The 20077-nt window shown below is 50.9% G+C and carries 12 protein-coding genes; 5 read left to right on the top strand and 7 right to left on the bottom strand.

Translation table 11 applies throughout. The features are described from left to right. Positions 1-6 precede the first annotated feature (6 nt). From rplL to rpoC, 3 genes are all read left to right on the top strand, one after another. Positions 7-375, top strand: a complete 369-nt coding sequence (rplL, locus tag VP504_RS10565) for a 50S ribosomal protein L7/L12 (RefSeq protein ID WP_002542039.1) — start codon at positions 7-9, stop codon at positions 373-375. Between the two features lie 228 nt (positions 376-603). Beyond that, positions 604-4629 (top strand): DNA-directed RNA polymerase subunit beta, encoded by a 4026-nt coding sequence (gene rpoB / locus VP504_RS10560; protein WP_325891128.1) that lies wholly within the window; start codon positions 604-606, stop codon positions 4627-4629. A 142-nt stretch (positions 4630-4771) separates the two neighbouring features. Then, a complete protein-coding gene (rpoC, locus tag VP504_RS10555; protein WP_325891127.1) occupies positions 4772-8986 on the top strand; it encodes a DNA-directed RNA polymerase subunit beta' in 4215 nt (1404 codons plus the stop codon). Positions 8987-9189: 203 nt separating this feature from the next. On the opposite strand, the gene VP504_RS10550 is transcribed toward rpoC, so the two are convergent. After that, positions 9190-9669: an Rsd/AlgQ family anti-sigma factor gene (locus tag VP504_RS10550; RefSeq protein WP_062710341.1), complete on the bottom strand. Its 480-nt coding sequence runs from the start codon at positions 9667-9669 to the stop codon at positions 9190-9192. Between the two features lie 142 nt (positions 9670-9811). On the opposite strand from VP504_RS10550, the gene nudC reads away from it, so the two are divergent. Beyond that, entirely contained in the window at positions 9812-10564 is a 753-nt protein-coding gene (gene nudC / locus VP504_RS10545) for an NAD(+) diphosphatase (RefSeq protein WP_325891126.1), read from the top strand. Between the two features lie 43 nt (positions 10565-10607). Here nudC and VP504_RS10540 read toward each other — a convergent pair whose 3' ends face one another. The 3 genes from VP504_RS10540 to VP504_RS10530 are packed head-to-tail and all read right to left on the bottom strand — an operon-like array spanning position 10608 to position 14775. Continuing rightward, positions 10608-11711 carry an acetoin dehydrogenase dihydrolipoyllysine-residue acetyltransferase subunit gene (locus tag VP504_RS10540; protein WP_325891125.1) on the bottom strand — a complete coding sequence of 368 codons (1104 nt, stop codon included), beginning with the start codon at positions 11709-11711 and terminating at the stop codon, positions 10608-10610. Further along, positions 11708-12721 carry an alpha-ketoacid dehydrogenase subunit beta gene (locus tag VP504_RS10535; RefSeq protein ID WP_325894031.1) on the bottom strand — a complete coding sequence of 338 codons (1014 nt, stop codon included), beginning with the start codon at positions 12719-12721 and terminating at the stop codon, positions 11708-11710. The genes VP504_RS10540 and VP504_RS10535 overlap by 4 nt, the downstream gene beginning before the upstream one ends. A 14-nt stretch (positions 12722-12735) precedes the next feature. Beyond that, complete coding sequence (locus VP504_RS10530; protein ID WP_325891124.1) at positions 12736-14775, bottom strand: thiamine pyrophosphate-dependent enzyme; 2040 nt, start codon at positions 14773-14775, stop codon at positions 12736-12738. A gap of 298 nt (positions 14776-15073) precedes the next feature. Here VP504_RS10530 and VP504_RS10525 point away from each other — a divergent pair, with 298 nt between their 5' ends. Then, the gene (locus VP504_RS10525; protein WP_325891122.1) at positions 15074-16981 is read left to right on the top strand and encodes a sigma-54-dependent Fis family transcriptional regulator; all 1908 of its coding nucleotides are present in this window, start codon (positions 15074-15076) and stop codon (positions 16979-16981) included. Between the two features lie 7 nt (positions 16982-16988). Here VP504_RS10525 and VP504_RS10520 read toward each other — a convergent pair whose 3' ends face one another. The 3 genes from VP504_RS10520 to VP504_RS10510 all read right to left on the bottom strand — a co-directional run bounded on the left by VP504_RS10520 (position 16989) and on the right by VP504_RS10510 (position 19930). Beyond that, positions 16989-17762 carry a substrate-binding periplasmic protein gene (locus tag VP504_RS10520; protein ID WP_325891121.1) on the bottom strand — a complete coding sequence of 258 codons (774 nt, stop codon included), beginning with the start codon at positions 17760-17762 and terminating at the stop codon, positions 16989-16991. A 92-nt stretch (positions 17763-17854) separates the two neighbouring features. Beyond that, positions 17855-18253, bottom strand: a complete 399-nt coding sequence (locus VP504_RS10515) for a c-type cytochrome (protein ID WP_062710317.1) — start codon at positions 18251-18253, stop codon at positions 17855-17857. A 12-nt stretch (positions 18254-18265) separates the two neighbouring features. Continuing rightward, entirely contained in the window at positions 18266-19930 is a 1665-nt protein-coding gene (locus tag VP504_RS10510) for a pyrroloquinoline quinone-dependent dehydrogenase (protein WP_325891120.1), read from the bottom strand. Positions 19931-20077: the final 147 nt, after the last annotated feature.

Raw genomic sequence — 20077 nt, 5'->3', positions numbered from 1 at the left:
ATTGTTATGTCTATCACTAACGAGCAAATCCTAGACGCAGTTGCAGAAATGTCTGTAATGCAAGTTGTTGAACTGATCGAAGCTATGGAAGAGAAGTTCGGTGTTTCTGCTGCTGCAGCAGTTGTTGCTGGCGGCGCTGCTGCTGGTGAAGCTGCAGAAGAGCAAACTGAATTCGACGTAATCCTGACTGCTGCTGGTGCAAACAAAGTTGCAGTAATCAAAGCAGTTCGCGGCGCGACTGGTCTGGGCCTGAAAGAAGCGAAAGCAGTTGTTGACGGCGCTCCAGCACCTCTGAAAGAAGCTGTTTCTAAAGAAGAAGCAGAAGCTCTGAAGAAAGATCTGGAAGAAGCTGGTGCTTCTGTTGAAGTTAAGTAATTATTGCTTAGCTTCTTAGCCTGAAAAGGCTAATGGCTGGTGGCTAAATAGCCACCGGCCTTTTTGCGCTGTAGGGCAGTGGTGAATTTTGCACCCCGTTTAGTCACTGCTGACCATGCAAATACATCGGAATTAACCCTCTGATGTTCCTACAGTAAACGGTGGTTATTAGTTACTGTCCCTCAGTCTGGACAGTTTGGGTCACTTATCAGCGAGCTGAGGAACCCTATGGTTTACTCTTATACCGAGAAAAAGCGTATCCGTAAGGATTTTGGTAAGCGTCCTCAAGTTCTGGACGTGCCATACTTGCTGTCGATCCAGCTTGATTCTTTTGAAAAGTTTATCGAGCAGGATCCAGAAGGGCAATACGGTCTTGAAGCTGCCTTTCGCTCTGTCTTTCCAATTCAGAGCTACAACGGCAATTCCGAGCTGCAATACGTTAGCTATCGTCTCGGTGAGCCAGTTTTCGATGTTAAAGAATGTCAGATCCGTGGCGTAACTTACTCTGCACCACTGCGCGTTAAACTGCGTCTGGTGATGTTTGACAAAGATGCACCTGCTGGCACCGTAAAAGACATCAAAGAGCAAGAAGTCTACATGGGTGAAATTCCACTCATGACGGACAATGGTACCTTTGTTATTAACGGTACTGAGAGGGTTATCGTATCCCAGCTGCATCGTAGCCCGGGCGTCTTCTTCGACAGCGATAAGGGTAAAACCCATTCCTCAGGTAAAGTGCTGTATAACGCGCGTATCATTCCATACCGTGGTTCATGGTTGGACTTTGAATTCGATCCTAAGGACCTGCTGTACGTACGTATTGACCGTCGTCGTAAGCTGCCTGCATCGATCATCTTGCGTGCGTTGGAATACACCACCGACCAGATCTTGGACATGTTCTTCGAGAAGGTTTTTTTCGAAGTTCAGGGTAAGTCACTGGTAATGGAATTGGTACCTGATCGTCTTCGTGGTGAAACTGCGAGCTTCGATATTGAAGCTGACGGTAAGGTATACATCGAGCAAGGTCGCCGCATCACTGCGCGCCACATTCGCCAGCTCGAAAAAGACGGCGTGAAACAAATTGACGTCCCTGTTGAGTACATCGTCGGCAAAGTTGCCGCACGTGACTACATCAACGAGGAAACCGGTGAGATCATCGCGGGTGCAAACCAAGAGCTGAGCCTGGAAACTCTGGCGCTTCTGTCTCAGGCTGGCCACAAGAAGATCGAAACCCTGTTCACCAACGACCTGGATCACGGCCCGTACATGTCTGATACTCTGCGTATCGACAGCACGACTGACCGTCTGACCGCGTTGGTTGAAATCTACCGCATGATGCGTCCTGGTGAGCCACCAACGCGTGAAGCAGCAGAACAGTTGTTCGAAAGCCTGTTCTTCTCAGAAGATCGTTACGATCTGTCTGCGGTAGGCCGTATGAAGTTCAACAGCTCCCTGACTCGTGAAGAAATGACCGGTCCGGGCGTACTGAGCCATGATGACATCATTGAAGTGATGCGCAAGCTGATCGATATCCGTAACGGTATCGGTGAGGTGGACGATATCGACCACCTGGGCAACCGTCGTATCCGCTCTGTTGGTGAAATGGCTGAGAACCAGTTCCGTGTAGGTCTGGTGCGTGTTGAGCGTGCGGTTAAAGAGCGTTTGAGCCTTGGTGATCTCGATAACGTGATGCCACAGGATCTGATCAACGCTAAGCCTATCTCTGCGGCGGTTAAAGAGTTCTTTGGCTCTTCTCAGCTGTCACAGTTTATGGACCAGAACAACCCGCTGTCAGAAGTCACGCACAAGCGTCGTATTTCTGCACTGGGTCCAGGCGGTCTTACGCGTGAACGCGCAGGCTTTGAAGTTCGAGATGTGCACGCAACCCACTACGGTCGCCTGTGTCCTATCGAAACGCCTGAAGGTCCAAACATCGGTCTGATCAACTCGCTTTCAGCGTTTGCGCGTACTAACCCGTACGGCTTCCTGGAAACGCCTTACCGTAAAGTTGTTGACGGTAAAGTGTCCGATGACATCGACTACCTATCTGCGATCGAAGAAGGTCAGTTCGTTATCGCGCAGGCAAACGCCGCGCTGAACGAAGACGGCTCTTTCACAGATGAATTGATCACTGCTCGTCAGAAAGGTGAATCAGGTCTGCACCCACGTGACCATGTTCAGTACATGGACGTTGCAACCAACCAGGTTGTATCGGTGGCGGCATCTCTGATCCCGTTCCTTGAGCACGACGATGCTAACCGTGCACTTATGGGTGCGAACATGCAACGTCAGGCAGTACCAACTTTGCGCGCTGATAAGCCGCTTGTAGGTACTGGTATTGAACGTGCAGTAGCGGTTGACTCGGGCGTAACAGCTGTTGCGAAACGCGGCGGTATGGTTCAGTCCGTTGACGCATCACGCATCGTTATTAAGGTTAATGAAGATGAGCTGGTACCAGGCGAAGCAGGTATCGACATCTACAACCTGACGAAGTACACCCGTTCTAACCAGAACACCTGTATCAACCAGCGTCCATGTGTGATGCCAGGCGAGCCTGTGCAGCGCGGTGACGTACTGGCAGACGGTCCTTCGACTGACCTGGGTGAACTGGCACTTGGCCAGAACATGCGTATCGCGTTCATGCCTTGGAACGGTTACAACTTCGAGGACTCCATCCTTGTATCTGAGCGCGTAGTACAGGAAGACCGCCTGACTACCATCCACATCCAGGAACTCCAGTGTGTGGCGCGTGATACTAAACTGGGTAGCGAAGAAATTACTGCTGACATCCCTAATGTGGGTGAGGCTGCGCTGTCTAAGCTTGACGAATCTGGTGTTGTATACATCGGTGCGGAAGTGAAAGGCGGCGACATTCTGGTAGGTAAAGTGACGCCTAAAGGCGAAACTCAGCTAACTCCAGAAGAAAAACTGCTACGTGCAATCTTCGGTGAGAAAGCGTCTGACGTGAAAGACTCTTCTCTGCGTGTTCCTAACGGCGTATCTGGTACGGTTATCGACGTACAAGTATTTACCCGTGATGGTGTAGAGAAAGACAAGCGTGCGCTTGAAATCGAAGAAATGCAGCTGAAAGAAGCCAAGAAGGACCTGACAGAAGAGTTCTCTATTCTGGAAGGTGGTTTGGTAGCACGTGTTCGTGGCGTACTGGCAAATGCTGGTTACAGCCAAGACAAACTGGCGAACATGGATCGTCAGGCGATGCTTTCTCAGACTCTTGACGACGAAGCACTGCAAACTCAGCTGGAGCAACTGGCTGAGCAGTACGACGAGCTGAAAGCTGACTTCGATAAGAAGTTCGATACCAAACGCCGTAAGATCACTCAGGGTGACGATCTGGCACCGGGTGTCCTTAAGATTGTTAAGGTATACCTGGCTGTTAAACGTCGTATCCAGCCTGGTGATAAGATGGCGGGTCGTCACGGTAACAAGGGTGTTATCTCCAAGATCAACCCTGTAGAAGACATGCCGTATGACGAAACTGGTGAGCCAGTAGATATCGTACTGAACCCACTGGGTGTACCGTCTCGTATGAACATCGGTCAGATCCTTGAAACCCACCTTGGCCTGGCGGCGAAAGGTATCGGTAACAAGATCAACAAGATGATCAAAGAGCAGCAAGAACTGGCGAAATTCCGTGAGTTCCTGCAGAAGGTTTACGATCTGGGTGACACGCGTCAGAAAGTGGACATCAGTACGCTGACTGACGAAGAAGTGCATACGCTGATCAAGAACCTGCGAAGCGGTCTGCCAATCGCAACCCCTGTGTTCGATGGTGCACCAGAGCCGGCAATCAAAGAACTGTTGAAACTGGGTGACTTGCCAGAATCTGGCCAGCTGAACCTGTTCGACGGTCGTACTGGTGAGAAGTTTGAGCGCCCTGTAACTGTTGGTTACATGTACATGCTAAAACTGAACCACTTGGTTGACGATAAGATGCACGCCCGTTCTACCGGTTCTTACAGCCTTGTTACTCAGCAGCCGTTGGGTGGTAAAGCTCAGTTCGGTGGTCAGCGTTTCGGTGAGATGGAAGTGTGGGCGCTGGAAGCATACGGCGCAGCATACACCCTGCAGGAAATGCTGACTGTTAAGTCGGATGACGTGAACGGTCGTACGAAGATGTATAAGAACATCGTCGACGGCGATCACCGCATGGAACCGGGTATGCCGGAATCTTTCAACGTATTGCTGAAAGAAATCCGCTCGTTGGGTATCAACATCGAGCTGGAAGACGAGTAAGCCCAGGCTTATTTGCACTTCCCAGTGTAAAACGAGATGCAGCAATAAGGCTGCATCTCAAATACAAAGGGAATTTCCGGTATCAATATGAAAGTGCAGAGTGTCTGCACTTTTATGGGTCAACTCCTCACAGGAGCCGAATGTGAAAGACTTACTTAAGTTTCTGAAAGCACAGCACAAGACCGAAGAATTTGATGCAATCAAAATCGGTCTTGCTTCACCAGACATGATCCGTTCATGGTCTTTTGGTGAAGTGAAAAAGCCAGAAACCATTAACTACCGTACCTTTAAGCCTGAGCGTGACGGTCTGTTCTGTGCACGTATCTTTGGCCCGGTAAAAGACTACGAATGTCTTTGTGGTAAATACAAGCGCCTGAAGCACCGTGGCGTGATCTGTGAAAAATGTGGTGTTGAAGTTACTCAGACCAAAGTACGTCGTGAGCGTATGGGTCACATTGAGTTGGCTTCACCTGTTGCCCACATCTGGTTCCTGAAATCACTGCCTAGCCGTATCGGTTTGCTGATGGACATGCCTCTGCGTGACATCGAGCGTGTTCTGTACTTCGAATCATACGTTGTGATCGAACCAGGCATGACCGATCTTGAGCGTAGCCAAATGCTGTCTGAAGAGCAGTATCTGGACGCGCTGGAGCAATGGGGTGATGAATTCGACGCTCGTATGGGTGCCGAAGCAGTGAAAGCCCTGCTGGCGAATATGGACTTGGCAGCTGAAGCTGAACTGATGCGCGAAGAGCTGGAAGAAACCAACTCTGAAACCAAGCGTAAGAAAATCACCAAGCGCTTGAAGCTTGTTGAAGCATTCCTGCAGTCTGGAAACAATCCTGAGTGGATGATCCTGACTGTTCTTCCAGTACTGCCGCCGGATCTGCGTCCGCTGGTACCACTGGATGGCGGTCGTTTCGCGACATCAGATCTGAACGATCTGTATCGTCGTGTTATCAACCGTAACAACCGTCTGAAACGCCTGCTGGATCTGGCTGCACCTGACATCATCGTACGTAACGAAAAACGTATGCTGCAAGAGTCAGTTGACGCCCTGCTGGACAACGGTCGCCGTGGTCGTGCCATTACTGGTTCGAACAAGCGTCCTCTGAAATCTCTGGCTGACATGATCAAAGGTAAGCAAGGTCGTTTCCGTCAGAACCTGCTTGGTAAGCGTGTAGACTACTCTGGACGCTCGGTAATCACCGTTGGTCCATACTTACGTCTGCACCAGTGTGGTCTTCCTAAGAAGATGGCACTTGAGCTGTTTAAACCATTTATCTACGGCAAGCTGGAAGCTCGTGGTCTGGCGACCACCATCAAAGCGGCTAAGAAGATGGTAGAGCGCGAAGAAGCGGTCGTTTGGGATATTCTGGATGAGGTTATCCGTGAACACCCAGTACTGCTGAACCGTGCACCGACACTTCACCGTCTGGGTATTCAGGCGTTTGAACCAGTGCTCATCGAAGGTAAAGCAATCCAACTGCACCCACTCGTTTGTGCGGCATACAACGCCGACTTCGATGGTGACCAGATGGCTGTTCACGTACCTCTGACACTGGAAGCACAGCTAGAAGCGCGTGCTCTGATGATGTCGACCAACAATATCCTGTCTCCTGCGTCCGGTGATCCAATCATCGTACCTTCTCAGGACGTTGTACTGGGTCTGTACTACATGACCCGTGAGAAAGTTAACGCGAAAGGTGAAGCACTTTACCTGTCTGGCCCTGCGGAAGCTGAAAAAGCATACCGTACCGGTAACGCAGAACTGCATGCACGCGTTAAGGTTCGTATCAAAGAAGTGCTGTTCGACGAAATGGGTAACCGCTCTGAGAAAATTGAGCTGGTGGACACCACTGTTGGTCGTGCAATGCTGTGGCAAATCGTGCCTGAGGGCCTGCCATACAGCATCGTTAACCAGGCGCTGGGCAAGAAGCAAATCTCTGCCCTGCTGAACACCTGTTACCGTGCACTGGGTCTGAAAGATACCGTTATCTTCGCTGACCAAATCATGTACACCGGTTTCGCTTACGCGGCATTGTCTGGTGTATCTGTTGGTATCGATGACATGGTTATCCCACAGGCGAAATACGACCTGATCGAAGCGGCAGAAGCTGAAGTTGCTGAGATCCAGGAGCAGTTCCAGTCTGGTTTGGTTACTGCTGGCGAACGTTACAACAAAGTTATCGATATCTGGGCGGCAGCAAACGAACAAGTTGCTAAAGCGATGATGGATAACCTGTCTTTCGACACCGTGATTAACCGCGATGGTGAAGAAGAAGCACAGAAGTCGTTCAACAGTGTATACATGATGGCCGACTCAGGTGCTCGTGGTTCTGCTGCACAGATTCGTCAGTTGGCGGGTATGCGTGGTCTGATGGCGAAACCAGATGGCTCTATCATCGAAACGCCAATCACCGCGAACTTCCGTGAAGGTCTGAACGTACTTCAGTACTTCATTTCGACGCACGGTGCGCGTAAAGGTCTTGCGGATACCGCACTGAAGACAGCGAACTCCGGTTACCTGACCCGTCGTCTGGTAGACGTAGCTCAAGACGTTGTGGTTACTGAAACTGACTGTGGTACCTCAGAAGGTATCAACATGATGGCAGTTATCGAAGGTGGTGACGTTAAAGAAGCACTGCGTGAGCGTGTTCTGGGCCGTGTGGTTGCAGAAGACGTACTCAAGCCAGGTTCTGACGAAGTACTGGCACCACGCAACACCCTGCTTGATGAGAAGTGGTGTGACATCTTGGAGCAGAACTCTGTTGACCAGGTGAAAGTGCGTTCTGTCGTAACCTGTGAAACTGACTTCGGTTGTTGTGCAAACTGTTACGGTCGCGACTTAGCTCGTGGTCACTTGGTTAACCACGGTGAGTCTGTTGGTGTTATCGCTGCACAGTCAATCGGTGAACCAGGTACACAGCTGACGATGCGTACGTTCCACATTGGTGGTGCGGCATCTCGTGCGGCAGCAGAAAGCAGCATTCAGGTGAAGAACAACGGTTCTATGCACCTGCACAATGCGAAGTTCGTTACCAACAACGCTGGCAAGCTGGTGATCACTTCACGTGCATCTGAGCTGACTATCGTTGATGAGTTTGGCCGTACCAAAGAAAGCTACAAGCTGCCTTACGGTTGTGTGCTGAGCAAGCTGGATGGTGATGCAGTTAACGCGGGCGAAACCGTGGCTAACTGGGATCCGCACACCATGCCGATCATCACTGAAGTAGAAGGTCGTATCGAGTTCGTTGATATGATTGACGGTGTTACCGTTCAACGTCAAACGGATGAGCTCACCGGTCTATCTTCAATGGTAGTTCTGGACGCTGCAGAGCGTACGTCAGCGGGTAAAGACATGCGTCCTACCGTTCGACTGCTTGATGCATCTGGTAACGCTGTGATGATCCCAGGTACTGATATGCCTGCACAATACTTCCTGCCTGGTAAAGCAATTGTCCAGCTGGAAGACGGTGCAAACGTAGGCGTGGGTGATACTCTGTCTCGTATTCCTCAGGAATCTGGCGGTACGAAAGATATCACCGGTGGTCTGCCACGCGTTGCGGACCTGTTCGAAGCTCGTAAGCCTAAAGAGCCTGCAATTCTGGCAGAGATCACGGGTGCAGTTTCCTTCGGTAAAGAAACCAAAGGTAAACGTCGCCTGATCATCACGCCAACTGACGGTTCTCCATACGAAGAGATGATTCCTAAGTGGCGTCAGCTGAACGTATTCGAAGGTGAGAAGGTTGAGAAAGGTGACGTCATCGCCGATGGTCCAGAATCTCCACACGATATTCTGCGTCTTCGTGGCGTGCGTGCGGTAACTGAGTACATCACTAACGAAGTACAAGATGTTTACCGTCTGCAGGGCGTTAAGATTAACGACAAGCACATCGAGACTATCGTTCGTCAGATGCTGCGCAAGGTAACTATCCTGTCTTCAGGCGACTCTGAGTTCCTTGAAGGCGAGCAGGTAGAATACTCTCGCGTCACTATCGCGAACCGTATGCTGGAAACTGAAGGCAAACAGCCTGCAAGCTTCGAGCGCGATCTGCTGGGTATCACCAAAGCGTCGCTGGCAACTGAATCGTTCATCTCTGCGGCATCGTTCCAGGAAACGACCCGCGTACTGACCGAAGCAGCTGTATCTGGCAAGCGCGACGAACTGCGCGGCCTGAAAGAGAACGTTATCGTTGGTCGTCTGATCCCTGCGGGTACCGGTTTCGCATACCACAAGTCGCGCCAAGCGCGTCGCAATGTGGTAGAAGAGCCCGTAGCTCCGCAAATCGATGCTGAACAAGCCTCTCAGGATCTGGCAGCACTGCTGAACGCAGGTCTGAGCGACGAGAACTAATCTCGTGCCATGACTGGTAAAAGGCATCCTTCGGGGTGCCTTTTTTATTGGCAAATTTTCAGTAAGTTAGAGGCTATTTGAGAAGCGAGAAGCGAGAAGCGAGAAGCGAGAAGCGAGAAGCGAGAAGCGAGAAGCGAGAAGCGAGGTCTAGAAAACCGGCTGATGGGTATCATCATCAACCGGGAGGCCTGAAAACTTGAATATTAAGCGCCAGGAGGGATCGCGAGACTATCCGCAATCAGCTGGATCAGCATGTCCTCTTTTTCAAAGCGTATTTCCATGATTTCGCCGACGGTGGAAATATCGTCGTCAAAGCCTGCGAAATTATCATCATCCAGAACAAAGCCACTGTATTTATCATTGAAGTTCAGAAGAGGCTCTGTCGTTTCGACAATATGAAAGTAAAGGCTATCTATCTCTTCATTGGTGGAGAAGCCAGTCGCTTTCCAACGCTCCATGACCATGTCATAGATCTTAAAGTGCCCAGCGGAAATATAATCCACCAAGGCCTCACAGAAATGGTTCAATTCTTCTTCTGTTGGCAGGCAGTTTTTATTATTACCGGAAAGACCAGCTACTTTACAGTACTGGACCAGCAGCTCTTGCCTTAACGTCAACCAGTAGTCGATTACATCACTGTAACCGCCCCACTGCTGTTGTGCTTTTTCGAGTTTGTTAAGCATGACCACGTTCCTCATGATCAGCGCACCTGAGCGCTTTTATAGGATTACAGCCATATCAATCAGGCCATCAATTGTCTAACATCAGGTTACTGATTTTAGAGTGCCCCAAATCGCCCGGCTAAGCAAGGAGCGAAGTGTTGTTATGTCTAATCAAAAAGATCTTGTATATCTGTGTTATGTAACCAATGGACAACTCTGGTTGGCAGATCACAACCTGCCACTTATCTCGAAAAATCAATTGGATAAATGGATTAAGGCAAGCTATGTGATAGGTCGCTACGATGAGCATGAGGTTGTGTATGCGTATGAGCATCACAATGCAGCTGAAACAGAGTTGGACAGTTTGCGATCTTTGTTACATCTGCCCAGTGAATTGTTCAATCTTGCAGGTAAGGCAATCCAATTGGATTACATGCGTAATACACAGCAGTTTTGTAGCCGTTGCGGTCTCCAGAATCACTTTGATGCGACCCATCCTGCAATGTTATGTCCATCTTGTCACGCCGTGCATTACCCCAGAGTTTCTCCCTGTGTGATTGTTGCCGTAAAAAAGGGAGGACAAATTCTGTTGGCCCATCACCCGCGACATAAAAACGGAATGTACACAGTCATTGCGGGCTTTGTGGAAGCGGGAGAGACGTTGGAGCAATGCGTTGCTCGTGAAGTGATGGAAGAAACAGGAATAGAAGTCAGTAACATCCGCTACTTTGACAGTCAGCCTTGGGCTTTTCCTTCCAATCTGATGATGGGGTTTATCGCAGACTATGAGAGCGGTGAGATTAATCCAGATTATGAAGAGCTTACAGACGCGCAGTGGTTTGATGTCGATGACCTGCCGCTGGTGGCACCGGAAGGTACCATTGCAAGACGGCTGATTGAGGCTGTGAAAGGATAGCGGAAGGGATGCAGCGCATCCCTTTTAGGTTATTGCTGAAGCGCTATTGGGTATGAGCAAGGATCAGGCTATTGACGGCTGCGGCCTGTTCCATCTGCACCATATGTCCAGCGTCGGTGAAAACGTGCACTTCTGCATTGCTGATGTTCGAAGCGTGCGAAGCAGGAATAACCGCATCCGACTCCCCCCAAATCACAAGCGGTGACGGGATCGCATCTAAATCCAGAACAGCGCTTTGGGTGCCATCCACAAAAAGCTGATCGGCTAGCACGCTCAGTGATGCCTTCACACCATCCAGTCGTTTGTACTTGAGCACATCATCGACCAGATTTCGCGTGACCAAACTACTGTCTGCAAAAAGCAGCTGCAAGACAGGTTTTAGGGTTTTCCGGCTTTCTGAATCGACAAAGCCGCGGATGTAGTTGTTGTTGATGTCTTTCCCAAGGCCGGCGCTGCCAATCAAAGTGAGCGAAGCGACCTTTTTGGGATGAAGCCTCGCGAGTTCACCACTGATAAGCCCGCCCATCGAATGTCCGACTAAATGGGCTCCCTCAATATCGAGTCTATCCATCACAGTCACGACAGCGTTGATGAGATCGCTAAACTGCACATCTACTGAAATCGCTGACTGTCCATGATTTGGAAGATCGAGCGCCAACACAGGCGCTTTTTCGGCAAGAGCATCCAGATTAAACAGCCAGTTGTCCAAGTCGCCACCAAAGCCATGTATCAGTACGTAAGGTATTCCAGAGGCATCGGCATTCACATGACTGTAGCGAATACGTCCTGCATCGGTCTCTATAAAAGCATAGGATGAGGTCGCTTCTTCCTCGTCTCCGTCTTCGGAGGAGGGCTGAACAAAGGCGGCGACATAGGCATCGATTTCTTCGTCTGTCACCTCTGATGGCGCAAGTACACCGAGTAGGGCCTGAACCGAATAGACGTCACCTTCCTCAGCGACCTTGCGTCTCAAGAGCCCTGCATCCGGCGCTTCCACCTCGCTGGCAATTTTATCGGTTTCCACATCCATGATCACCTGACCCACTTCTATGGTATCCCCTTCGTCAACATGCCACTCGGTGAGGGTGCCTTCCTTCATGGAAAGCCCCCATTTGGGCATCACGACAGGTGTGATTTTCTTACTCATGCATTTACTCCCACCGTTTTGTTTACTGCACTGACGATGTCTTCAACGGTCGGTACATAGATGTCTTCCAGAGAAGGGGAGAAAGGTACTGGCGTGTGGGGAGGGGTAAGCATGGCTATTGGTGCTTTCAGTGATGAGAAGGCCGACTCAGCTACCTGTGCAGAAACATCTGCGGCGATTGAGCAGCGTGGGCTGGCTTCGTCGATACACACCAAACGGCCTGTCTCTTCAACACTTTCTATGACCGTATCGATATCCAGCGGCGAGAGAGTGCGCAAGTCAATCACCTCACATTGTACACCTTGCTTCGCCAGTTGTTTGGCCGCCTCCAGAGCGCGGTTGACCGTCAGGCCATAAGAAACCAGGGTGACGTCTTTACCTTCACGAAGCACATTGGCTTCGCCAAAGGGTATGGCATAAGGCGTTTCCGGCACATCAGATTCGCTGGCATAGAGATTTTTATGCTCAAGGAAGATAACCGGGTCATTGTCTCGGATGGACTGGATAAGGAGACCCTTGGCATCGTAGGCATTCGACGGACAAACCACCTTTAGCCCGGGAATATGGGTGAAAAGCGGCGTAAGCATCTGGCTGTGTTGTGCTGCAGCTCTAAAGCCAGCGCCGCACATGGCACGGATAACAACTGGCGTTTCTGCCTTCCCTCCGAACATATAGCGGAACTTGGCGGCTTGATTGAAAATCTGATCGAAACAGACGCCCATAAAATCGATAAACATCAGCTCTGCGATCGGACGGAGCCCACAGGTAGCAGCACCAATGGCAGCACCCACATAGGCACTTTCCGACAGAGGCGTATCCATCATTTGGTTAGGATGTTTGGCATAAAGCCCCTTGGTCACCCCGAGTACGCCGCCCCAGGCATCGTCTTCACCCGGTGCGCCGGTACCGCCGACAATGTCTTCTCCCATCATGATAACGTTGGGGTCGCGGGACATTTCCTGATCGATCGCTTCGTTAATTGCATCCTTGATTGATAGTGTTCTGGCCATCATCACTCTCCTTGTTATTCTGAATAGGTGACGTAAACGTCGGTCAGCAGGGCACTGGCTGGTGGTTGTGGTGCATCAATTGCAGCACAAACCGCATCTTCGATAAGTGATGCGACTTCGCTGTCAATGGCGTTGAATTCTTCTGCATTGATAAGACCGGTTTCTTCCACACGTTGGCGGAAGAGTTTCAGACAGCAGCGGTTGGTGCGGATATCTTCGACCTCTCCGTCAGCGCGGTAGGTCTGGGCATCCCCCTCAAAGTGACCAAAGAAGCGCACCATTTTGCATTCCAGCATCGAAGGGCCACCGCCGTTTCTCGCTCGTCTAATGACTTCTCCTGCGGCTTCATAAACAGCAAAAAAATCGGTGCCATCGACAGTGACGCCCGGCAGACCAAAGCCTGTTGCGCGGTCAACATAGGAGTCACAGGCTACTGCCCAGTCCACTGAGGTAGATTCCGCATAGCCATTGTTCTCAATCACAAAAATGGTGGGGAGTTGCCAAACGGCAGCAAGGTTTAAGCTTTCCAAAAAGGTGCCCTGGTTGGATGCGCCATCACCGGTAAAACTGATGCCCACACCGCCGTGGCCAAGATGTTTTGCTGCAAGTGCTGCGCCGCATACCAACGGAGAGCCTGCACCTAGAATACCGTTGGCACCCATCATGCCTTTGGATAAATCCGCAATGTGCATTGAGCCGCCTTTACCGCGGCACGAACCGGTTTCCTTGCCATAAATTTCCGCCATCATGCCGTGCACGTCGACGCCTTTGGCGATGCAGTGGCCATGCCCGCGGTGGGTCGAGGCTATGCGGTCGTTGTCATTCAAATGCATCATGATGCCAACGGCCGTGGCCTCTTCACCCGCATAGAGGTGGACAAAACCCGGGATGTCGCCACGGGAAAAATCGACGTGCAAGCGCTCTTCGAAATCACGGATGGTTTTCATCATCCGGTATGCGTCCAGCAACTGTTCACGAGAGAGTGGAAATGGATTATCACTCATGAGTTTCTCCTTGATGTTGTTGTTGTGGTGTGTCGATGGAAAGCGAAGCAGGCCATGCTCAGCAGCAAAGGCCATACAGCGCGGTACATCGACCGTGTTGAAAGCGTCATGTTTGAGGTTGACCGAAACTTGATCGTCAGGGCCAAATGGCAGTTCCCGCTCGCCGTCGAGGGCGAAAGAGCCCTGCTGGCTGACAGGCGTAATGAGTAAATCGGGTTCAAAATGCTGGGTGTGCCCGATATGAACTGGCGTCAGCAATCCCGGAGCGAGTGGCGCATTGACGGAATAAAGTGCTTCTTGTGGACTGGTAAACGTAAGGTGCATGCCTACAGGCGCTTTTCGGGTGATAGGTTGGATTAATCCGGCAATGGAAGAAAGCCCAATCAGTGAGGGGTCGGCAAAGGTAACAAACAGTTCCCGAAGGCTTTCTGGTCGCCAGACGGCGCGCGCACCGATAAAACGCTCTTGAACGACGGCTGCATCGACAAGGGCGATATCACGGGTCTCGTTGACGATGATTTCCAGTAGTTTGTTAGCTTCAAATGCCTGTGATGGAGGAATTTTTCCTGATACTGCAAGACCTGTGGCGATGCCAGTGATGGTGGGTTCTGTCAGCGGAGGAAAGGCGTTATTGGTCCCGCTTGAAACGCCGGAGATGGGAATGCTTCCGCAGGCTTTGACCACCAGACGGTGAGTACCGTCACCGCCAAGAACGACAATCGCGGAAACACCGAGCTCGCGCATTGCGCGGCTGGCTTCGAGTGTATCCTGCGCCGTGGATGAAACAGGCATGGAGAGCCAACGGACATCTGGCATCCGAAAGTTATCCAGCGAAGCTTGATGCAATCCACGTTCTATATGCGTTCTAAGGCCTGCCCGTTCCGGCATCATCACCACATGCTCAACGTCACTCTGAGCGAGTCCTGCCAGAATTCGCAGCACCATGTTTGCTCTGTCAGTGAGCTGCAGGTTGGCGCCTTTGGCGATCACCCGGCGAATGTCGCGGGCAGAAATGGGATTGGCAATGATCCCTACCGTCAATCCAGTCACAGCTACTCCTTACTCTTGGCTGGTGTAAGGGACTAAACAAAATACGTGCCAAGTGATGGAGAGGGAAAATATTAATAAATATCAATGCCCTACTGTTTTTATTCTTGCGGTGATGTGTGGCGCTGATGCGCTTGCGTGCAACAGGTGGGGCGTTATCAGGTAGTGGATGTCACAGGAAAACAAATTCTGTGTTGTGAGTGAGAAACCGGAGCATGAAAGTCGGCTTTATCGTTGTACAGAGTTGTATGACTGTTTTGTTGTTGGTTAATAATCAATCAAATGACAGGAGCGGTAGCATATGGCAGTCACTATGCGAGTCAGTGAACACATCAAGGAAGTGCAAAGCGTTATTGAAGGCAGTCAAACATCCCGTGACGATGTTATTGCCACGTCTTGGACACGGTGTATCGACGATTATCACCTTGATCCTGTGGTGATGCAGGAGGCGTATATTGTTCCCCATACTCAGCTCAAGGAGCATAGGGAAAGGCTCGATAAGCTAATTCGCACGGCAAAGTACGGACTCGATGCCTTGTATCATCAGGTGGCGGATCACGGATATGTGTTGATGCTGACCGATGCTGAGGGAGTCACTGTCGATTATCAGGGTGATGCATCGCTCACTTGGGAGCTCAAAAAAGCCGGGCTTTACCTTGGGGCAGAGTGGTCTGAAGCGCGGGCAGGAACCTGTGGCGTGGGCTCCTGTATCTACACCGGGGAAGCGTTGACGGTGCATCAGAGCGATCACTTTGATGCCACGCATTCGTCACTCTCCTGCACGGCTGCGCCGATTTACGATGTAGACGGTTCACTGGCTGCTGTGCTCGATATTTCTGCGCTCCAAAGCCCTGAGCCCAAAGCCAGCCAGGCATTGACCTTGCAGCTTGTCACTTCCTGCACGCGTCGCATCGAGATGGCGTCGTTGATGAATACCTTCAGGCGGGACTGGATAATCCGGCTCAGTCAATCTCCGGCGTTTTTGGATGTCGATCCTGAATGCGCGATGGCGGTGGATGCGGAAGGCCGGATTATTGGGATGACACATAGCACCCAACGCCTGCTTTCGCGGATTAAAGGCAACAACTGGCGGCAACCACATGCACTGTTAGGCTGTTTGCTGTCGGACTTTTTCAATCTCGATATCAATGAGCTTCCCGCGCTCAGCCGGGCACTTCCCACGGAAGAGAGGCTACTGGCCACCATTCATGGTGATTTGTGGTTTGCCCATGCTATAGCCCCGCAGCCTTCTTCAATACAGCGGCGTAAAAAAGTCGTGAGTGGCAGTTTGGTATCGCTTTATGGTGATGATGCCAAGATGGCGGATTTGGCAATCAAAGCGACCACGCTATCAATGTCGGACTTGCCACTTCTGCTGAACGGGGAAACCGGCACTGGGAAGGAGTTTTTGGCCAAAGCCATTCATGAGAGTTCGTCACGCAAATCCGGCCCTTTCATTGCCATCAATTGTGCAGCGATCCCCGAAAGTCTGATTGAAAGCGAGCTCTTTGGTTATGCAGACGGTGCCTTTACCGGCGCGCGCAGCAAAGGCAAAAGAGGGGTGATTGAGCAGGCCAACAACGGCACCCTGTTTTTGGATGAAATTGGGGATATGCCCTTGTCGCTTCAGGCAAGATTACTCAGGGTTCTCGCCGAAAGAGAGTTGCTTCCAGTGGGGGCGACCAAAGCGATCCCTGTTTCCTTCCGGGTGCTTGCAGCTACCCATAAAGCTTTGCCAGATCTGGTAAGTAATGGCAGTTTCAGGGAAGACCTTTTCTATCGCATCAACGGAGCGACCCTTACAATTCCCGCCCTGCGTGAGCGCTCGGATATATTGTGGTTGGTGGGACAGATTCTAACGGGACTGACAGATAAGCCAGTACACGTTTCAACACTGGCGGGCGATCTGCTTGAAAAGTACCCGTGGCCGGGCAATATCAGGGAGCTAGAGAATACGCTCCGCTTCGCGTTGGCATTTTGTGTTGAGGGTGAAATCCAGCCAGAGCATTTACCCGAAGAGATTAAAACAGGGTTAGGGCGGCCACAGTGTGTTTCCTCGGTCACCCAAGAGCTGTTGGCAACACTGGAAGCCTACAACTGGAACATTTCAGAAACTGCCCGTGCTTTGGGAGTGGATCGATCCACCATCCATCGCAGGATGAAAAAAGAGAGAATCGAGCGTCACTACCAACCGCAAGGGAAACGCTAATTCAACGTTATTGACCAGTAATGATGTTGTGGCGAGGCGACTTCCCAATAGGTTCCTGATATTGGCGGGGGAGGCTGGCATTGGCGTCTGAAAACCTTGGGCTCAATGTCAGACCATACTGGCTTAAAATCTCGGTTAGCGTGCCACTTTCTTCCAAATTCTCTAGCACTTCACGAACATCTGACTCGTCCAGCGAGTCAGCATGGCGGATACTTATGGTCATGGGATATGAAATGACCTGCTCAGTATCAGGAAATGGCGAAGCGCGTAACCGCTCCTTATTATTGCCCAACCGATGGATAAACCATGAAAACGAGAGATTCGAGACGATAGCCATATCCACGTCACCAGCCGTAACTGCGCTCAGCATATCTTGGTCATTGCCGAATCCTACCCTGAGTTGACTGTTTGGCAGATGCTCCAGCATTTTCCTGTGGGCGGCTGACCCTGAAGAGACTGCAACTCTCAGGTTGTCTGGGAGTGAGGCAAGTTCATAGGAGTTCGGCACAGCCTGCACCCAAACAAGATTATGCTCAAGTAGCGCTGGGGCAAAGCGGGCATGGGTTTGTGGATTTTGTGCCAGCGCAACACCGAGTATCAATTGGCAGTCGGACTTTCGTATCTGATACCTTGCCCAGATCCATTCAACGGACAGGGATACATGCCATGCTTTGGCCACCGCTTCGGCAATCTCAATGAATGCGCCTTTGGGGCTGTCTTCGCCAGAAAGTGGGAGAGCCTCACGGGAGGCACAGACGGTAAGGAGTCCTGCTTGCTGCACTGACTCCTGAAGGGAAAAAGGACGGGCTATGGGCGATATCGCCCATAGCCCACTTATTATCAGCCAAACAAAATGCTTTCTAGATTCAGGACTCACAGGCAGGTCTCAAGAGTGCGAAGTGAAAGAATATACGCGACCAGCTCCAGCCGTTCAGACTCGGAAAACGTATCGGCCCAAGGGGGCATGAACTGACTGCCCCTTCGGAGCCCATTTGAAATGGTGTCAAACAAGTAATCACCCTCAAAGTCACGGCATTGCAGCTTTTTAGACTTCCCGCCAATTCCTTTTGCGCCATGGCAGTAGGCACAATTCTGGTAGAAGCGGATTTCTCCTTGCTTTATTTCAGCAGGAGAGGTGGGGATGTTTAGTGGTGATTCCTGTGTGATTGGTACGGCGACAGCAATTGCTTCATTGGATAGGAGCAGCATCAATACCAGTCCTATCACTGCTAAACATTGCCCTAGAGCGTTGGAAGTAAATGGCCTATTCATCGCAAATTCTCCTTATTTGTCGATGCTGAATGCGATGAGCGCCGCCCCGCCGGGCAGGCCGGAGACTTCAGGAAACGCACTTGCCATAAAGCCTGGGGCGTGGGAGCCAAAGCCACTTGGCACGAGTAGATATTGTTTTCCATTTTTTCCGTAACTGATTATCCCTGAGCGAATACCAGACCCTGTGTTGAAAGACCACAACTCATCACCGTTAGCAGCGTCATAAGCGAACACTTTGCCAAACACATCTCCGTTAAAAACCAACCCGCCTGCAGTGGCTAAAACACTGCCTAAACCAGGAATGGGATAATTAACACTCCAACGGACTTCACCCGTGATGGGGTCGCGGGCATCGAGTCGGGCACTGGCTTTTTGATTCGGTGGGGCTACGGCTTCCAGCAGGGAAACACCCAGATAGAGACCTGATATGCCAATTTTCTCGGGATTTTGCTCTGCGGCGATGATCTTGTTACAGACTTCCATTGCATTGGTATACCAGAGCCCAGTTTTCGGACTATAGGCACCGTGGTTCCAACTGCGCGCACCGAGAAGGTAAGGGCAGAGAACTTTTTCTTCACCCAGTTTAGGCTCGTTGCGACCTATCAACTCTCCGGTTTTTGGATTGACTGATTCGACCCAGTTGTAGGTTTGTGAAAGGGGCCAGATATTAATAGGCTTGCCAGTCTTTTTATCCAGAACGTAAACGAATCCTCCTTTGTTGAGATGGAAAATGACATCCCGGTTTTCGTGTTCAATGGTGACAATTTCATACGCCGAGTCATAGTCCCAGACATCGTGGGGAACCTCCTGAAAGAACCATTTCAACTTCCCGGTCTTGGCTTCAATCGCCAGTAAGGACGCAGTGTATTTGTTGTCGCCTTTGCGCACCTCACCAAAAAAATCCGGGGCAGCGTTGGAGGTACCAATATGGATGAGGTCGGTTTTCTCGTCGTACACACCCGGCATCCACGCTCCGCCGCCTCCGACATTTCCTGTGTCGCCCGGCCAGCTTTCAGGATCATCACTGATGGTGTCAAACTCCCAAAGCGGTTGGCCGTTCAGGGCATTGACCGCATAAATTTTTCCCCGCTGAGGCTGGTCGCCGCCTGTTGTTCCGCCATACAGCACCTCGCCCGCCAGTTGTGGTGGTGATGAAAACAGGCAACCGTAGCAGGATTTCAGGTCCGTAATTTTGCGCTTCCAGACGGGCTTACCCGTTTTCTGGTTGAGGGCGATAAAACGTCCATCCAGAGTGCCAAGATAAACCATGCCATGCCCTACCGTCACACCGCGGCTGGCGGCTTGATAAAACACTCTGGTCACAATAGGGTCGAGTTCAGGCTGGTAGTGCCAAAGTGTTTCGCCTGTTTCGCCATCCACGGCATAGACATTGTTATTGGCTGCCACGTAATAAATGACACCATCAAGGACAATAGGGGTGGCCTGTAAGCCATGTTGGATGTCCCCGGGCTGGTGAATCCATACCACCTTGAGTTTGTCCACATTGGCTTTATTGATGTCTGACAAAGGACTGTATCGCCAGCCATTATCCAGTCGATGGTATTTTGGCCAGTCGCTGTCTGATGTTGCAGCGTTAGCCGGTGGAATAAAATAAATGGCCAGTAGGAATAGAAGGGGGAGAGCAAGCCAATATGAGTAGGTGGCATTTTTTGTCATCACTTTGCATCCTTTGCAATAGGTTTGGTCGCCTTTAGCAAGTAAAGTGCCAATATGAGTGTTGTTTTAAATCAATCGGTTAATAGGTTTCTTAGTCAGGGTGATGAAGCAAAATGCAACAGGTGTCGCGCTTCAGGTGTCGCAACA

Source organism: Grimontia sp. NTOU-MAR1 (assembly GCF_035758505.1).
Lineage (GTDB): Bacteria > Pseudomonadota > Gammaproteobacteria > Enterobacterales > Vibrionaceae > Enterovibrio > Enterovibrio marinus.
Note: the sequence above shows the minus strand (reverse complement) of the source record. Positions and strands in the feature narration are given on the sequence as shown.